Annotated in this window: 16 protein-coding genes and 1 pseudogene; 14 read left to right on the forward strand and 3 right to left on the reverse strand. The window is 42.6% G+C overall.

Annotated features, from left to right (window positions below; all coding sequences use genetic code 11):
* Positions 1–1,415 precede the first annotated feature (1,415 nt).
* The 10 genes from H8A87_RS02075 (at position 1,416) to H8A87_RS02115 (ending at position 11,293) form a co-directional block, all read left to right on the forward strand.
* On the forward strand, positions 1,416–2,729 hold the full coding sequence (locus H8A87_RS02075) for an aspartate aminotransferase family protein (protein WP_198688356.1): 1,314 nt from the start codon (positions 1,416–1,418) through the stop codon (positions 2,727–2,729).
* Positions 2,719–3,213 carry a GNAT family N-acetyltransferase gene (locus H8A87_RS02080; RefSeq protein ID WP_198688357.1) on the forward strand — a complete coding sequence of 165 codons (495 nt, stop codon included), beginning with the start codon at positions 2,719–2,721 and terminating at the stop codon, positions 3,211–3,213. The genes H8A87_RS02075 and H8A87_RS02080 overlap by 11 nt, the downstream gene beginning before the upstream one ends.
* A 13-nt stretch (positions 3,214–3,226) precedes the next feature.
* Complete coding sequence (locus H8A87_RS02085; protein ID WP_198688358.1) at positions 3,227–3,709, forward strand: adenylyltransferase/cytidyltransferase family protein; 483 nt, start codon at positions 3,227–3,229, stop codon at positions 3,707–3,709.
* A 14-nt stretch (positions 3,710–3,723) separates the two neighbouring features.
* Positions 3,724–4,374: an HAD family hydrolase gene (locus H8A87_RS02090; RefSeq protein ID WP_198688359.1), complete on the forward strand. Its 651-nt coding sequence runs from the start codon at positions 3,724–3,726 to the stop codon at positions 4,372–4,374.
* Between the two features lie 9 nt (positions 4,375–4,383).
* Positions 4,384–5,430: an NAD-dependent epimerase/dehydratase family protein gene (locus H8A87_RS02095; RefSeq protein WP_198688360.1), complete on the forward strand. Its 1,047-nt coding sequence runs from the start codon at positions 4,384–4,386 to the stop codon at positions 5,428–5,430.
* 144 nt (positions 5,431–5,574) lie between these two features.
* Entirely contained in the window at positions 5,575–7,677 is a 2,103-nt protein-coding gene (locus tag H8A87_RS02100; protein ID WP_198688361.1) for a glycoside hydrolase family 65 protein, read from the forward strand.
* Positions 7,674–8,888, forward strand: coding sequence for an MFS transporter (locus tag H8A87_RS02105; RefSeq protein ID WP_198688362.1), 1,215 nt, complete (start codon positions 7,674–7,676; stop codon positions 8,886–8,888). The genes H8A87_RS02100 and H8A87_RS02105 overlap by 4 nt, the downstream gene beginning before the upstream one ends.
* 17 nt (positions 8,889–8,905) lie before the next feature.
* A complete protein-coding gene (locus tag H8A87_RS02110) occupies positions 8,906–10,006 on the forward strand; it encodes a DegT/DnrJ/EryC1/StrS family aminotransferase (protein WP_198688363.1) in 1,101 nt (366 codons plus the stop codon).
* Positions 10,007–10,170: 164 nt separating this feature from the next.
* Positions 10,171–10,515 (forward strand): FAD-dependent oxidoreductase, encoded by a 345-nt coding sequence (locus H8A87_RS19730; RefSeq protein ID WP_232370029.1) that lies wholly within the window; start codon positions 10,171–10,173, stop codon positions 10,513–10,515.
* Complete coding sequence (locus tag H8A87_RS02115; protein WP_232370030.1) at positions 10,421–11,293, forward strand: FAD-dependent oxidoreductase; 873 nt, start codon at positions 10,421–10,423, stop codon at positions 11,291–11,293. Before H8A87_RS19730 ends, H8A87_RS02115 begins: the two co-directional genes overlap by 95 nt.
* A gap of 430 nt (positions 11,294–11,723) precedes the next feature.
* On the opposite strand, the gene H8A87_RS02120 is transcribed toward H8A87_RS02115, so the two are convergent.
* Positions 11,724–12,728, reverse strand: a complete 1,005-nt coding sequence (locus H8A87_RS02120; protein ID WP_198688364.1) for an IS110 family RNA-guided transposase — start codon at positions 12,726–12,728, stop codon at positions 11,724–11,726.
* Between the two features lie 47 nt (positions 12,729–12,775).
* Between H8A87_RS02120 and H8A87_RS02125 the strand changes: the two genes are divergently transcribed.
* The 3 genes and pseudogenes from H8A87_RS02125 to H8A87_RS02135 all read left to right on the forward strand — a co-directional run.
* The gene (locus H8A87_RS02125) at positions 12,776–13,030 is read left to right on the forward strand and encodes a hypothetical protein (RefSeq protein ID WP_198688365.1); all 255 of its coding nucleotides are present in this window, start codon (positions 12,776–12,778) and stop codon (positions 13,028–13,030) included.
* A gap of 517 nt (positions 13,031–13,547) precedes the next feature.
* Positions 13,548–14,465, forward strand: coding sequence for an integrase domain-containing protein (locus tag H8A87_RS02130; RefSeq protein WP_198688368.1), 918 nt, complete (start codon positions 13,548–13,550; stop codon positions 14,463–14,465).
* Between the two features lie 279 nt (positions 14,466–14,744).
* A pseudogene (locus H8A87_RS02135) lies at positions 14,745–14,894 on the forward strand (IS630 family transposase); the annotation flags it as partial.
* A gap of 353 nt (positions 14,895–15,247) precedes the next feature.
* On the opposite strand, the gene H8A87_RS02140 reads toward H8A87_RS02135, so the two are convergent.
* Complete coding sequence (locus H8A87_RS02140) at positions 15,248–15,433, reverse strand: hypothetical protein (protein ID WP_198688366.1); 186 nt, start codon at positions 15,431–15,433, stop codon at positions 15,248–15,250.
* Positions 15,434–15,747: 314 nt separating this feature from the next.
* Here H8A87_RS02140 and H8A87_RS02145 point away from each other — a divergent pair, with 314 nt between their 5' ends.
* On the forward strand, positions 15,748–16,632 hold the full coding sequence (locus H8A87_RS02145) for an IS982 family transposase (protein WP_198688367.1): 885 nt from the start codon (positions 15,748–15,750) through the stop codon (positions 16,630–16,632).
* Positions 16,633–16,648: 16 nt separating this feature from the next.
* Here the strand turns inward: H8A87_RS02145 and H8A87_RS02150 are convergent, their stop codons facing one another.
* A complete protein-coding gene (locus H8A87_RS02150; RefSeq protein WP_198688369.1) occupies positions 16,649–17,806 on the reverse strand; it encodes a hypothetical protein in 1,158 nt (385 codons plus the stop codon).
* Between the last annotated feature and the right edge of the window lie 9 nt (positions 17,807–17,815).

Below are 17,815 nucleotides of genomic sequence, written 5' to 3' on the forward strand. Positions count from 1 at the left end.
CAGATGAATGTTCATGGTTGCAGGCATGATCGGGTTTGGATAAGAAATCAAGCATCTTCAAGGGAGATTGGTATAAAGCTAACTGATTTATTTTATAACTGCTGCTTTATTTCTTTCCTAAAAGAACTTCGTCTTATTTAATTTTATATTTATTGAGTCAGTGATTTTTTTATTATATAAAATAATTGGAGTTTGACTTAATGTTTAAATGATTAAAGTTAATTACGTAATAACTACTTGCATTGGAATTATAAAATAGGCCTACATATAAAAATATAATTCATTTAATTTTTAGTTTATAGAATTTATTATTATAATATTAATTATTTGTCATTTTATGAATTTAAAGTGGAGTTGATTATTTGTCAGGTGCATTTATAATAAATGCAAGTAATAAAACACCTAATAAATAAAATTAATAAGAAATAATAGGATTTAAAATAGTGGAGTTATTTGCATAATTTTTGGATCTCTATTTAGATGAAATATGGGGTGGAGTAGGCTGAGAGTATGGGAGTTGATTTTTAGGCTAACAGTTAAAATAACATATTGTGAAAATAATTGAATGAGACAAAATGGTATTTCTAGATTAATAAATAAGTAGACTTGATTTAAAAAATATTTGAATTCTCACCACTGTGGAGTGGTGTGATCTGCCAAGTATGAAAGTTAACTTAGTGTTCTGTTGGAGAAATATATACTGAATAGATTTCAAGATGCAGAGCTATGGCAAGGGAATGAATCCCCCTAGGGGCATAGATCAGGGCGAGAGCGTGAACGTTTTTAGAGCTTAAATTGTATGCAATACAACCCGAATGCAGATGAATATCGCTCAATTGGGCCTTGTTAAAGTATCGAGAAGTATTTTATTTATACAATTCGTTAAAAAAGAAGCCGTTAATACTCTTACTCTGGAGTATAGATAACTTATAACTGGTATGAGTAAGCGTAGTCAACAAAGCTGTAACTTGAAAGACGACGGATATATAATAATATCTGTGATAACTAATTTATCTATTTGACACTTAGAATATATTTAGGGGATTTATATTCTCTGAATATGGTTGCATGAATGTGGTTTTTTCGGGTTTCAGGAATTATTTGAAAATGTATAATTTCTGGAGGTAGTTATTCAAGAATAAACTATGGTTTCCATTTATAATGGTAGTGTGCTGATTTTTCAATGGAGAAAAAGAATAGGGTAACAGAATAGAAGTACTGAAAACTAATTTGTAATCAATTAAATCGTTTATTCACAAGATTGTGCTCATTATTACAATGAATGGGCATTAATTAATTGTGGGTTGACGGGTATATAGATTGATTATTTTAATTCGTCAGGCCTAAATTGAATCTGAATTAACACTGGTGCTCTATTATGAGAAATTATTTAGAGATGTTTATGAGGAAATATAATGATAAAGTTTAACGAAACACGTGTAGGTAACGTATTAGCTGGTTGGAATCACTTATCCGTTATCGGATCAATACAGATTAGAAATGCTTCTGGCTCCCGAATACAGCTATCATCGGGTGAATGGTACGATGATTATATTATGGGGTGGGGATCATGCTTCCTTGGTCACGATAGTTACGTTATCCGAGAGTCTATCACTGATGCACTGTCTCGCGGTTTTCTTCAGCAATATGAAACTGAAAAGCATCAGTTGTTGAGTGAGCGTTTTTGTGCCGCAATTCCTTGTGCTGAGAAATTACGTCTTGTTAATTCGGGATTGGAAGCAACGATGTATGCAACACGGATAGCTCGAGCTGTGACAGGTAAACGCATTATTTTCAAATTTGAAGGTCACTTTCATGGCTTAAATGACACTCTGACATGGAATGTCGACTCATCTCCACGAAGCGGTTCAATGCTCTTAAATGGTGAACTGGAACGTATTGAAGGAACTGTTGGTATTCCCCCTGAGTTAGGTCAACTCACGGTTCCATTACCATGGAACGACCTAAATGCAGTGCAAAAGGCATTTGAAACTTACTCTGGTGATGTTGCAGGGATCATTCTGGAACCTGTTGCACTGAATATCGGCTGTATTAAACCAGATGAGGGATTTCTCCAAAATCTGCGTATGCTCGCAACAAAACATAAAGCATTGCTGATTTTCGATGAAGTACTAACAGGATTCCGAGCGAATATTGGCGGAGCTCAGAAAGACTATGGTGTTATTCCCGATATTGCAACATATGGTAAGGCATTCGGCGGTGGAATGCCGATTGCGGGGATCGCTGGTAAATCTGAATATATGGATGTGATTTCACCACGTGGACCTGTACAGATAAGTGGAACAAATACAGGTCGATATTTGTCTGTTTCTGCCGCTTTGGCAGTTATTGAACATTTAGAAGATGGTGTTGCCTACCAGCATGTTGCAAGTTTGGAAAGTCAGCTCATAAAGAATCTGAGGGATATATTTAATAAGCATAATATTCCGTGCTATATCGACGGTTATGGTGGCAGAGTTGGAGTCCATATTGGAGCCTCAGTACGCCCAAAAACAATGAAAGATATAGAACAAACCTACCCTATTAAATTCGCACATAAATTGTTCCGTATGCTGTCAACAGAATACAGCTTATACGGTTTTTTATTACCTCTGACTTATTGCCCAGAGCCCGTGACACTGTCTGCTTCGCATACTGCAGACATGATAGATAGTGTGTGTGATCGTCTGGACTCAGCTCTGACTAGGTTAGAATACCATGATAATTAAAGATACACGCATGATGTTTATCCGACGCTTTAATGCCTCCGATATGGGAGTTGTCCTTAAACTTATTTCACAAATTGAGTCTACAGATGATCTCGTTCAGTCTGCGCGCACTCAATTTATGCGTGAACTGGAAGATCCCCATGATGAAGAAGCACGATTTGTCGCAGTTGAAGGGGATTTGGTTATCGGGACAATGGGGTGTGGCCCTGGCTCAATACCATCAAAGCACGCTCTTTGGGCTGACTGGTTAGTTGTTGATCAAAGCTATCGTCGATACGGTATAGCCTCCTTGCTCTATGACGAAATTGAGGCGTTTGCGTTAAGTCTCGATAAAAAATATTTGTGTCTGGATATTGGCAATATTGACAAAGAACGTGCTGCATATCGATTCCATCTTCATAACGGATTCCAGATAGTCGGGCAGATTCCGGATTATTGGGGAAAGTCTGAGCACCTAAACATAATGGCAAAATACCTTATTTAATAGGAGGCGTTGTATGGCTGTTCTTAGCAATATTACTGAGTTGGAAGATCTCGCCAAAGACTACCGAACAAGTAGGCTGACAATTGGGCTATGTCACGGATGTTTTGATATTGTCCATATTGGGCATATTCATCATTTTCAACGGGCCAGTTTACTTGTTGATCGCCTTTTCGTATCCATTACCGCAGATAAGTACGTCAATAAAGGAGCTGACCGACCTATTTTTCTTGATAGTCATCGTGCCAAATTCCTCGCATCAATTCGGTACTGTCATCATGTCATCGTGAACCATACACCAACGGCTGAATTTATGCTCTCGATTCTTCGTCCTAATGTGTTCTTTAAAGGTGCAGATTATGGTGTTAGCACAGATCCAAGATTGCAAGCAGAAAGAGAATTGGTTGAAAGTCATGGGGGAAGGATAGTTTTCACTGACGGCAACGTGATGGATTCGACATCGCGGATTGCAAAAATAATTATGCACGAAAATATGTGAACAGTGGAGATAAAATGCAAACACTTTTATTGGTTGATCTCGACGGTACTCTCATTGACACTCCACATTACGAAGCTTGGCGTAATGCAGCACGTCAAATCGGAGCCAAAGAACTTACCCATGAGGAATATCTTGTCAACATAGCAGGACGGCCTCGTTTGGAAGGAGCAACCAGATTTTTTGAACTAAAAAAGGACGGTTTGTCAGTTGGTATAAAGAGTAGTAGTGAATTAGCGGAAATTAAACAGATGGAATTCCTCCGGCTTTCTGTAAATTCCCGGCTTTTTGATGATGCGCTACGGCTAATAAAACGACTCGAAACATCACAACAGTGTGTCAAATTTTATACAGCCTCGCAAAACGCATCTTACTTATTCGATTCTATGCTGCGTAAGGCTGGAATATCTTTCAATCAGCAGAATATAGTACAGCAAAAGCAAGGCCAGACTCGAGAGGAGTTGTTTCAGGAGCTCAGTAAAGAGCATGACCCAAAAAGTGTCACTCTTATTGATGATTCTCCACATTCTGTCGATGTGGCTTGTAATCTTGGGATTCGAGCCTATCAAATCCATCGCAATGAACTTTTGCCTGTAGCTACTGACCCATGCGCTTTTATCCTTCTATCACTCGATAACATCACAATTCCGATTCTTGACACAATATAAGGAAATGATATGACTCACTACTCAACTATTTTGATAACAGGTGGAGCAGGATATATAGGTTCACGGTTAGTACCTAAGCTATTGAGCGCAGGCTACAAGGTCAGGGTGCTAGATGCCGAGTACTTTACCAACGGACTGAGTCTCTTTTTTGATCATCCTCACTTGGAGTTCATTAAAGGTGATATCCGTGATAAAACGCTCGTTGAGAATGCCTTACAGGGAGTCACAACAGTCATACACCTTGCTGCGGTTGCAAATGATCCCAGCTTTAACTCCGACCCAGAAGTGAGTCGATCTATCAATAGTGATTGCCTTCCTCACATTATGGAAAGTGCTAAACGTCAGGGATGCAGACGTTTTATCTACGCTTCATCAGCGAGTGTTTATGGCGTTAATGATCAACCGATTGTCGACGAAAGCCAACCGTGTGTTCCCATTACTGATTACAATCGATATAAGGCAGAAGGTGAAGCCGTTCTTTTTGACCTGACAGATTCGAATTTTGAAACCATTGCAGTCAGAGCTGCGACAGTGTGTGGTTGGTCACCAAGGCAGCGCCTTGATCTGACTGTGAATATTCTGACTGCCAGCGTACTTTCACAAGGTAAAATTACTGTTTTTGGTGGGAGCCAATACCGACCCAATGTTCATATTTGTGATTTGACTCGACTATATACAATGCTTGTACAACGTGATTCTCTTGGTTCACTCTGTGGGCGTGCCATTAATGTCGGTTATGAGAATCACACTGTCACCGACATCGCATTACAAGTTAAAGAGGTTGTTGATCGTTATTTTTCGACTGATGTGCCTATTACAACGACATTCTCTAATGATGTGAGATCTTACCGGCTTGATTCTGGCTTGGTGCAGAAAGAACTTGGGTTTCAGTTTGTTTATACAATCCGGGATGCTGTTTTAGAAATATGTGAGAAGTGGCAATCAGGAGATTTTATTGATAGTACCGATGTCCTCAAAGATCCTCGTTACCATAATATGTTGAATATGAAATATACAGATTGGTCTTTCAACCCATCAAGGAGCCTTCTGTGCTGATCATCTCTTATGGAAAAAAACATGAAATTGTGACTGAAATCAGCCCAGACTCGTCTGCATTTTACAACGTTGGCTAATAACTTTATTGGCCTACGTCCACATGTACCCATGGCATCTGAACGGACTCAAAGAGTACAGATTCTTATGGACAGGGTATATACGTCAGGAATTGGCGTTTCACGTGAGATAGTGTCATTGCCTGCACCAAGAATTCTCCGGCTCTATGACGTAGAAACCGGTGAATCAGCCAGACATCAAGACAGGAAAACGGCAAAAATCTCCTTATCTCTCGATGCGGCATCTGTCACTAGCACAGAATATTTGCATGTCAGAGGAGAAGAATTCGAGTTGAAAGTGAAGCAGTTTATTGATGTTCCCAATAAAAAGAAAGTTTCAACTATTATAGAATTGCGGCAGATAAATACTAAAACACCAAGACGATTGCGGCTGGACTATGGTCTTGATGCCTCTGCGGTTAATGAATATTTAGGTACCTCTCCATGGTTAACTGCACGTCATTACAATATTGGTCAGTGTCATTTTAGCGAACATGGTTTTAGCGTTATTGTTACAACAGCAGAACGACAACTAAGCTATGACGTTCAAGTCAGGCAACCGCCATTTTCTTCTGGCTTCGCAACTACATGGGCAGACTCAGGGAGGAGCTGCACTACATCAGTCACTTTCGATTTTTCTATGAACGAAAGTCATCAGCTATTTACACACTGGCAGATACGTTCAGAAGAGGATAGCTTGAGATTTGGAATATCGTCTTCTCCATTTGACATCACAACTTTCCAAAGTGAGCACCAAACTCGATGGACCAAGATATGGGAAGAGCATGATGTAACAATCAATGCACCCAATGAATCAATAGAACTCGGCATTAAGTATGCAATCTTTCAGCTTTTACAGCACGGTATTGATTCATATAACCATATGCTGGGTTTTATTTCTCCGGCACGTGGCTTGACCAGCTCTTACCATTCAGGGGCAACTTTCTTTGATACAGAGCTTCACAAATGTATATTTTGGATTTGGAATGATCCGCCAGTCGCAAAAACACTCATTGATTACCGATATCACTGCATGGAATCAGCGATTGAATTTGCAAAATCTACAGGATTTTCTGGTGCTCGTTTTCCTGAGGCTTCGAATGATCGTGGGACAGAGAATGGGCCCCATTATGTGCTGTCTTATCCTGATGCCGACATGGTACGAGAATGGAGTGTTGATGAAGTATTGCACATTTCTGCGGATGTCTGTTATGCCTTATACAGGTATTGGTTGGCAACCAATGATGACACTTATATGAATATGCGTGGTTATAAGATAATCGCTGAATGTGCAAGATTTGCAGCATCCGTTTTCACATGGTCTGATGAAAAACAGGCATATGTCATCAACTCAGTGATGGGACCGGATGAATATCATTATCATGTCGATAATAGCTTCTTCACGAACTATCTTCTCAGGTGGTGCATTAAGTTCGCCCTTTCGCTAGTTGATGATAAATTTTTCCCCAAGATTTCTGTAACCGAAGCCAAAAATTGGAAAACAATTAGCGACAACGTATATCTCCCCTGGATGATGATTGATGGTGTCGCGATTCCTGAAGAGTTCGATGGATATTCAACTCTTGAGGAAACGGAGCTGAGGAATGAGAAGAAGCGAGGGCCGCAGTTCATGGATGACAATGAACGCTCTTTTGCTGCACAGCTGGAAAATTTCACTTCCAGAGTCATAAAGCAGGCTGATATCGTTCTACTTATGTCTATGTTTCCCGATGATTTCTCTGATGAAGTTAAGAAAGTTGCATTCAAATTCTACGAACTTCGTACTGTTCATGAATCATCATTGAGTTATGGTCCTCATGCAGTGCTTGCGGCCGATATTGGTGAGGCAAACGAGTCTGCCGACTTTATATCACGAGCAAGTCGCTATAATCTAGATTTCACTCCTATCTCGGATTACAACAATGGATTGCATTTGTCAGCTTATGCGGGTGCATGGCAAGGGCTTGTTGAAGGTTTGGCCGGACTTCGTGTTGACGGTGAAAGACTTTATTTTTGTCCCCGATTACCATCCCATTGGAATTCCTATCAATTCACCGTCTATTTTCGAGGAAAACGACTGCTGATCAAGATACTTGCAGATGGCATAGCCGACATTTATAGCGGAGATAAGAAATTGATTACTGAATATTGCTCAGACGGGCGCATATCTATTTGCGGAGAAACAGAATGACCTTATTCTCTGAACGTGCATCACCTTATTCCGATGTATTCCGTTCCTCATCCTTCCGTAAGCTACTGATTGGTCAAGGGTTGTCAATGATAGGTGACGCAGTCTGTCTGGCGGCCCTGCCCATTGCCCTGATCCATGCCAAACTTGGTGCAGGTGTTTTCGGCATTGTCATGGCTGCGGTAGGGATAGGTACGGTGATTGGTGCTCTTGCCGGAGGGGTACTGGCAGACAGAAAATCACCGAAACATGTGCTCATTGCTACAGACACCGCTAGGGGATTGGCGCAAGTTGTTGCAACTGTATTAATCATGTCAAGTGCTCCGTGGTGGGGGTTAGTCCTTGCCTACCTCATCTTCGGCATTGGTATTGGGGTTTCTCGTCCATGTGCCCAGGTTTTGCTAGTGAATCTGCTTCCCAAGCAGGCGTTAGTCGCCGGAAATGGTGCGATGAATTTTATCGACAACTTTGTGGCTGTAGTTTTTCCTGCCACAGTCGGTATTGTGATCATATTGTGGGATCCGGTATGGGGAATACTCATGGATGGGATAACGTTTTTCGCTGCAGCCTTTTTCACTGCGCTGATACCTGATATCGGGGTGCGTGGTTCAGACGATAAATTCTCCTTACGGGAGGTATTGAATGGTATCTCAGTTATTACTGGCAATTCTGTTTTGTCACTTGGTTTTACCGCGACGTTGATCCTGAATGTCCTGTGTTTTCCCATCTTTTTGGTCGTTGCACCATATGCAATCAGTGATCGTTTCAGCGACACAATGTGGGGATTTTGTTTGGCTGCATCGGGAGCCGGCGCGTGTATCGGCTCAGTCGTTACAGTACTGACTTCGGGCCATCAGCGTCTAATATTACTTGCTGTGATCTGCGGCCTGTTTCTCTGTAGTGCAATGCTTTTGTTGGGGATGGGCAATTTTGCCTGGATGGCCATTTTGGGGGCAACGTTTATCGGGGTTGTTGAGGCGTCGTGGTTGACGGGTTGGGCAACGGCAATGCAAACCCTTTCACCAGAAAAAGATCTGGGAAAAGTTGTCGCCGTAGATACATTTGTGACCAGTGGCGCACACCCATTCATCTATCTTGGCGCAGGACTCTTTGGTGCCATGGTGGGATATTCTGAAACACTGACAATAACCGCCATCGTCAGTGCTGTGGGAATTACTGTCATCGCACTTGCTGCCATCACTCGAAGAACCTAAAAAAAGGCAACGACAATATGATCAAATGCAACAATATCCAAGAACAGGCACTAGACCTATCTGAACTTATCTTCAAGCAGTGGCGAAATGTTCTGGCAACGGGGGATTTCGTTCTGGGGGAAGAGGTTTCAAAATTTGAAGCATGGATATCACAGTGTTGTGGAGGAACATATGCCGTATCACTTAACTCCGGTACTGATGCTTTACTGCTCTCATTGCAAGCTTTAGGAGTAGGGCCTGGCGATGAAGTTATAACTTGTGCGAATACGTTTGTAGCAACTGTCGGGGCAATAGTGGCTGTCGGTGCTACTCCTATCCTCGCTGATGTAGGGGATGATGAACTCCTTAACATCGACACAATTTTCTCGCTTCTGACTGAGCGAACCAAGGCCGTTATACCTGTTTATTTGCGTGGAAGACCTGTAGATATTGACCCGATTGTATCGCTATGCCGTGCTAAGGGCGTGTTTGTTATTGAAGACTGTGCTCAGGCTATTGGAACCACTATCAATGGTCACCAAGTCGGTACATTGGCTGATGCGGCGGCTTTTTCAATGCATCCATTGAAAACACTCGGCTGTTTCGGAGATGGTGGAGCTCTTATTACAACTAATCAGAAGATCGCCGAATATGCAAGACTTGCACGCAATCATGGATTGCAGACCCGCAACGAATCTGTTTTGTTTGGCATCAATTCACGCCTAGATACCTTGCAGGCAGCCGCATTAAATATCAAGGCGCAATACCTGAATCAGTGGCTTCAACGTCGTCAAGAAATAGCGGCCTTTTATAATCAAGAATTATTCAACACCACGACAGGAATGGATCTTGGAGGAGGGAAAACGGGTAACTCCTATTATCACTATGTCGTTAAATCAAAAAACAGGGATAAACTACAACAACATCTTGGCAGAAATGGTATTGAAGCAACTATCCATTATCCAAAGCCTATTCATCAGCAACGCGCATGGCTGAATAGCCAACCTCATATTGTTCTTCCCAATACAGAGCGTTTATCACAAGAAATACTGACTATTCCTTGCCACCATCATCTTTCAGACAGTGATGTTGAGAGGGTTGTTATAGCAATCAATCAGTTCGATTTACTGAAAATTTGATAAAGGCGAATGGAACTCATAGTGTGGGTAGAGCAATAGGGCAACCCACATTATGAGGTCTAAGTGCTGGGGTATTACTGTTATTGAATAACTATCTTGAGTTTGAAAGAGCAGATGAACTGGAAAAATTATTTTCCAGCTGATAATGGAGAAAAAATTAGAAAATGTATGACGTTATCATCATTGGGGCGGGATTGGTGGGGCTTGGTACTGCCAATGTTTTGCAGGAACATAATCCTTTATTGCGCCTGTTAGTGCTGGACAAGGAAAAGGGCGTGGCCACCCACCAAAGTGGTCATAACAGTAACGTTGTCCATTCTGGCATTTATTATACTCCCAGCAGTTTGAAAGCACGTTTGGCAAAACAAGGTAACCGGACTACCTACCAATTTTGTCAGGAACATGGATTGTATTATGACCGTTGTGGCAAAGTGGTTGTGGCAACTAAACAGAAAGAACTTCCTTTGTTGGAGAATATCTATCAGCGGGGGGTTACAAAACGGGGTTGAAATCAGTCAATTATCACAAGCTGAGTTGAAAGAGCGTGAACCTTATGTCAATGGCCTTGGGGCAATTTTAGTGCCAGATGCTGGAATAGTGAATTACCCTGAGATTGCAGAAAAATTGGCAGAAATCATTCAAAGCAGGGGTGGTGATATTTATTATCAGCAGTATGTGAACGCTATTTATGAGCATGATGATTATGTTGAAGTACAAACCCCACAAACTCGTTATCAGGCCAAGCAGCTTATAAATTGTGCGGGATTGCATAGTGATAGAATTGCCAAACTGGCAGGTTATGAAACTGGAATGAGAATTGTTCCATTTCTCGGTGTTCATTTCACTCGTATGTACAATGGCAAACGAGATGTCGGTCCCAATGCTGTATTGGCTTTTAAGCGCGAGGGGTATCGCAAAATAGATTTTTCCTTCCGTGATCTGGCGGAAACACCGACTTACAAAGGATTCTGGAAGATTGCAATACGCTATTTTGACGTAGGTATGGCAGAAATGCGTCGTTCATTTTCGCATAAGCTTTTTACTGATAATGCTCGTCTACTTATTCCTGATTTACAACCAGAAGATATTACCTCAGGGGAAGCTGGAGTCCGCGCTCAAGCGTTGACGGTAAACTGGTCGATGATTTTCACTTTTTGGTTGGTCGTCGTTTATTGCATATTTGCAATGCACTTTCACCAGCTGCAACAGCATCCATGGAAATTGGGAGGGAAATTGTCCGGAAGTATTTTTCAACGCTTTGAAAATATAGCCATGAAGAGTTGTTGATATTTAGTATTCATAATTTATGCAGCCTGCATGGGTAACAGATATTAAGCAAATAGTTGATCTCACCTGACACAATCGCTAACATCCTTGGTTGTTATTATCAATGATCCCATCGCCTGTAAGGATCATCTCTTCTGAGTGGTGAAAACAAATCTATGGTCTTCCCCGTTTTTGCAACACTAATTTTGATGTATGGTTGGCTTGCTTAAATCTATCCGGCGTCTCTATGAGTATGGATACCCGCGCCACGATGAGTTCTGCGCCTGATGAACCTTAAAAACTCCCCGGCTTCAATGAGCCATTTTGTTTCTTAGGTTATTCATCAGGCCGATTGGCCGTTCATGTCATCAATAATCAGTCTTCGCAAAACCCGATAGGTAACGTGTACTTCACTGTTTAATCATCGAGTTATTGAGTCAGTCAGCTTCTATTAGGCCTGATACTCATTTTGCCGAGTAGTGATTGCCCAGGCTATTCGTGCCAGCTTATTAGCCAGTGCACAGGCAACCACATTCGAATGTTTCTTGCTCAGTTGCGCCTGAACCCACTCGGCAAGTCTCCCATGCTGATGCTCAAGCCGCATCATAAACGTTCGGGCGCATTGAACCAGCAATCGGCGCAAATTTTTGTTGCCGCGTTTGCTGATACCCAGCAGAGTAGGTTTTCCCCCTGTACTGTATTGTCGGGGAACAAGCCCCATTGAAGCAGCAAAATCCTGGCTGCATGAAAATTGTTTTCCGTCACCAGGCTGGGATGAAAGCAGGCTGGCTGTAATGGGTCCCACCCCCGGTATTGTCATCATGCGTTGAGTAGCATCGTCCGCTTTGATGGACTGTTTTAATTCTAATTCCAACGCGGTTATTTGTTCGACAAGATAAAGGTAGTGGGCATGTAATTTCATCAGCAAACAGCTCAGGTAATCGGGCACGTCGTGTTCTGCCAGAACCAGAGATAACCGTTTAATGACCGCCTCGCCTTTTGGCAGACTGATACCAAACTCCAGCAAAAAGGCGTGCATTTGGTTAGTGGTCTTTACTTTATCTCTGATGAGTGATTCTCTGACACGATGCAGTGCTCTCATCGCCTGTTGCGTCTCCGTTCTCGGCTGGACAAAACGCATTGAGGGGCGTGATGCTGCTTCACATATCGCCTCTGCATCAACGAAATCATTTTTGTTACTTTTGACAAAAGGACGAACAAACTGCGGAGATATCAGCTTCGCATCATGGCCTAAATCAGCGATCCGGCGAGCCATAAAATGTGCACCCGCACAAGCTTCCATCACGACGGTAGTCGATGTACACCCCGCTAAAAATTCCATTAATTTTGTGCGGGTAAATTTTTTACGCAGCATAGTCTTGCCGAATTTGTCCTGACAATGGATATGGAAAGAATGCTTGCCGAGATCGATACCAATAAGTGTGACGTTTTGCATGATGGACTCTCCAGAAAAAATACTCTATAAAGAGTATGGTTCACAAGGTGGGGAAGACCATCTCATTAACTCCCGTAGCCTGCAAGGGAGAGCATGGTAATGCGGTACATCTGCGCACTTTTGGAAGCAGATATCATCGGACAAATAACCCTCCGTCCGGCGATGAAAGTTATCCGGTGTTATGGACAACCGGCTTATCACGCAATACGGGCAGAGCCTTCTCTGCTTCGATCCGAATGATGTATGGCGTTAACCTACGCTTTAAGTCACTCACGATAAACGTCCTGAATCCTGTCCGGTGATTGCACCACCGGATCAGATAACGTCAATGATTTCAGCGTCCACCGTTGGGCGGCGTCACTTGTGTAAAAGCAGAGCGATTATCAAGTGACACCGTCAGGCGGCCAACGTCCAGAGCACGTCCGGTCTGGCTTTACAACCCATTTGATCCACTCATTACTCAGGGAAACCCGTTTCCACGAGTGCTTTTCTGCTTCTGAATTACTTTATTCCGTTTATTTTTTAACCCCGATGCCTTGCAACAGGCTGATGCCGTAAAAAAGGAGAGATTATCCACGTCAAGATAATGAGGCGTTCATCCTGATTGAATCAGGTACTGAACGGGGAGCATGTATCGCTGTGCTGAGCACGTCGCGAGCTCCTGCAAAAACTCAACACAATCTTCGCTCTGCTACACATTATCTGACGCACCATGGAACGGTGAACCTGAACCGACACGCAGGGACTGGTTTTTAAAATGAATAAAAAAACGAATGAAAAATGAATAAAAACAGAGGCAAAGTGACAGGAGATGCGGAGATGGCGCAGAAATCATCACGTTCAAAAGTTGAGCGGTTCAGGAAAGAATTTATCACTCACGCCCGAAAAGCCGGCGGGAGTTTTGCCACGGTCGCTGACCGGGAGCGCATTGCCCGGCAGTTCCTCGACTATTTGAAAAACAACGGCATTAAACTCAGGCAAATGGATAGCCTCAAGGCGAAATATATTGAGCGCTATATTGCTCAGCGTAAGACTGACCATATCAGTCACCGGACACTGCAAAATGAGATGTCAGCACTGAGAGCGATTTTAGCGCAGGCCGGAAAGCTTAAGTTGGCTGCACCGGATAATCCGCGTCTGAGCAACCGGGCACTCGGTATTGCGGATATGAGCCGCAAGGGCACGAAGGTTGCGCTGACACCGACAGCGTTCAGAGAAATTTTTCAGCAGGTCGAGCAAAAAGACCGGGGCGTGGCATCAGTGATGCAACTGGCCTATGTGCTGGGGTTGCGTACCAAAGAAGCCGTGGAAGCCGGTAAATCCTTAGCCACCTGGAAAAAAGCGTTGGAGAACGGTCATACGTCCGTGCGGGTGGTGTTTGGCACCAAAGGCGGACGGCCAAGGCAGACGGTCATACTGGATCGGGAAGCCCTGCAACATGCTATTGCCTATGCCAAGCGCGAACAGGCAGGACACAGCGGCAGATTAATTGATAAGCCCACGATCCATCAGGCAATAGATCGTTACCGCTACGTGGTCAGAAGTGCCGGACTGGTGGGTAAGCAAGCGCCGCACAGTATGCGATATAATTTTGCGCAGAGATCTGGCGCACATTACACAGCACAGGGTTTCAGTGAGCGGGAAGCGCTGGCACTGGTGTCAATGGATTTGGGACATGGTGATGGGCGGGGGCGTTATATCCGGCAGGTGTATTACCAGAATATTGAGAGCCAGTAGGCTGTATTTGCTCATACACGCTCTGATGCTTTGGTCATTGGAACACGAACAAACCAACCTTGACACTTAGCCGATTACTCACAGGTTATCTCTAACTCGTTTCTGGACAAAAGTGAGTTAGACCTTATCGTGATATTATAACCTATAACCTATAACCTATAACCTATAACCTATAACCTATAACCTATAACCTATAACCTATAACCAGATATCTATAAATATACCATTCGTCATTGAAGATGCTTGATTTTTCACTCACATTAGCTCATGTTAACGACCATGAAAATTCATTTGACAGAAGACCAAAAAGAAGCGCTCGAATTGATGCACGATACGACTCGTGATAGCCAAGTTTGTGATCACATTAAAGCCGTACTTTTGGCATCTGAAGGTTGGACGGCCCAGATGATTGCCCAGGCTTTGCGTATTTGTGTTCAGAAGGATTATCGGAAAATCCGCTGTGACCATACGTTCAGCTACTACAACAAAATGTACCTTATTGACTCTCCTCTGAGGCACTCTATCACTCGCCAGAAAATAGAAGTCCGAAAACATTATGATGGCAGCATCGTCGCCTGTTTCGCTGGCCGAAAACTGATGATATCTGAGGTGACAGAGCCGACACAGCCTACGATGTATGACTTAGAAATCCAGAGAACACTGGATGCAATAGAACTGGCAGAAAAACTGGGTAATGTCTCTGAAGCGGCTCGCCTCAGTGGCTGCTCACGAGAAACTCTCTATAAAAACGCAGGCTACTCAAGGAGAAAGGCCCGCTAGCGTTAAAGCGCACGCTCAATCCAGACCATCACCACAAAAACCGAACGCCAAAAGAACGGGAGGAAACGGTGATTGCCTTCTCGCTGGAAAACCCCCATCTGGGCCAAGTTCAAATCGCAGCCCAACTCAGGAAAAAGTACGGGATAGAGATAAGCTAGTCCACGGTTCGGTGTATCTGGCTGAGACATAAACTCAACACGGTAGCCCTGCGAGTAGAGAGCAAAATCATCGCCAGCTGTTGCTTAGCGATGATGATTAGTTGAGCGTTCTATGCAGAGACTAGTATGCTGGAACGATAAAGTCCCTCGGTAATTAGTCCATCAGTCTCCCTCGGTAATTACACTAGTACAACATTTTTGATATACATTTTTCAAGCCCCAATTACTCGTATTTATGATTAATGTCTATTTAACCTGAATTCTGGATAAAAAACTGGCGAAGTGCCTGTTCCAAGAGCAAAGTTTTAGTGCACACCAAAAAATGCTCTAAAAAGGAACAGGCAATGAACAAATTAGTTGAAATTTTCTGCAATGTCGATGACTTCTGTCGTTTTTTCATTCCTCAATGGGAGCTGTTTTGTCTCACTAAAGGGCAGCGTCTACGCCGCAGACAGGGTCACATGTATCCCAGCGAAATTATGACCATCCTTATCCTCTTTCACATGTCGCATTACCGTGATTTTAAACATTTTTATCTGGAGCATATTTGGAAATATCACCATCTCGATTTTCCAACCTTGCTCAGTTATACCCGTTTTGTCAGTGTCGCCCCTTCCGTTTTAGTACCACTGTGCAGTTATCTGACTCAATTAAAAGGAAAACCCACGGGAATTGCTTTTATTGATTCCACCAGTTTGCGCGTGTGCCATAACATCCGCATTCCCCGTCATAAAGTGTTTAAGGGGGTGGCACAACGAGGAAAGACTTCGATGGGATGGTTTTACGGTTTCAAATTACATTTGATTGTTAACCATCAGGGCGAAATTCTGGCACTCAAAGTCACCGCCGGTAATGTAGATGATCGGGAACCGGTTCGCGAATTAGCCAAAGCATTAACAGGTTCTCTTTATGGTGACAAAGGCTACCTTAGTCAAGAACTGGCAGACGATTTAGCCCAAACCGGTGTGACGTTCATGACGAAAAAGTGTCGTAATATGAAAGCGCGAGTGTTGGCTGAGTGGGATCAGATAATGTTATCAAGGCGTTTTATTATTGAGACAATTAATGGGCAATTAAAAACCATTTCTCAAATAGAGCATTCTCGGCACCGAAGTATAAAAGGATTTCTATTGACCGTTTTAGGTGGTGTCATTGCTTACTGCCTGAAATGGAAGAAACCGTCACTGAAAGTTTTCTACTCGGAAGAAGATTTTCCAATGACGGCTTAAACGGAATTAGGGTTATTTATCTAAATTTTAGTTTTTTTAGAACATCATAGATATTGGGGTTCTTCAGATAACTGGCCGATAATCCTTCTTTGGGGCTAAATTGGTTGCCTTGGATACTGGAAAAAGCCGCCCACTTCTCACAATTGGAAACGCTGCGTTCACCGTTGCTATTTTCTGTCCCCCCAACCCCTGCTAGCCACTTCGTTATATAGCAATTACTTTGCATTTTCTGATAGATCAGTTTATCTCTTTCCATTGCCTGATGATAGGCTTTGATCTTTTCATCAGTTAGTCCTAGAGTTTTACCTTTTTTAAATTTAACCCCCCATCTTGTCAGGCAAACTTCAGCGAAGTGGCGTACAATATAGCCGGGTTCCTTTAATCGATCTTTTTTTGCATTGGTAATCTTTCCTTCCCCGTCTTCAAAACCATTTCCTGCCAGAGTGGCGTGACGACCAGGCATGGGAAAGATGTGTACACGGGTACTTTTGTCTGTTTTTGGGATTTCACATGCAAAGTTTTTTGAACGTTCATTAAGAGCATAGAAAGCTATATATTCTTTTACGTTATTTCCTAGTGTGGTCATTTCAATTTTAAAATTAAGTGGACCAGGTACTGGATCAACCGCGAAGATATTTACGGGGATTTTTTTTAATTCGTCATCATGCAGCATAGCATTAGCTAGCATATGGCAACTAATCCCACCACGGCTCCAGCCAACCAGATTTACTTGGGTAACGTTTCTATGTGTTTTACGATACATTTCAATAATTTTCTGTTGAAGTTCCTGAGAGGTTATCGGAGTCTTCCCACAGCTGTATCTCCAACATAAAAAACTATTAGTTTTTAAAGTTACTGGTACGCCTGCATTTTCGAGTATTTTGCATTTTTCTTGGGTTAGATTGGTTTGTTTCTTTTCGAATTTGCCCTTTAATATATGGAGGGCATGGTCGATATTTTCTTTCCAGCCATTACCAAAGGCTTGTCCCGTGAATTCACTATATATTTTGCTTTCTACCCAGAGTTGATCTATCTGTAGATTACCACTTCCTGGGCCATCGATGATATTCCATTCGGCGAATTCTTTATCTTCCTGATGTTCGGCTAAACTAGAGATTAGTTCACCATTCCAGTAATTATGATTAGTATCATCATATTTAGTAGGGTCATGTATTAAATGGTT

This window comes from Xenorhabdus lircayensis (genome assembly GCF_016306625.1).
In the GTDB taxonomy this organism is placed as follows: Bacteria; Pseudomonadota; Gammaproteobacteria; order Enterobacterales; family Enterobacteriaceae; genus Xenorhabdus; species Xenorhabdus lircayensis.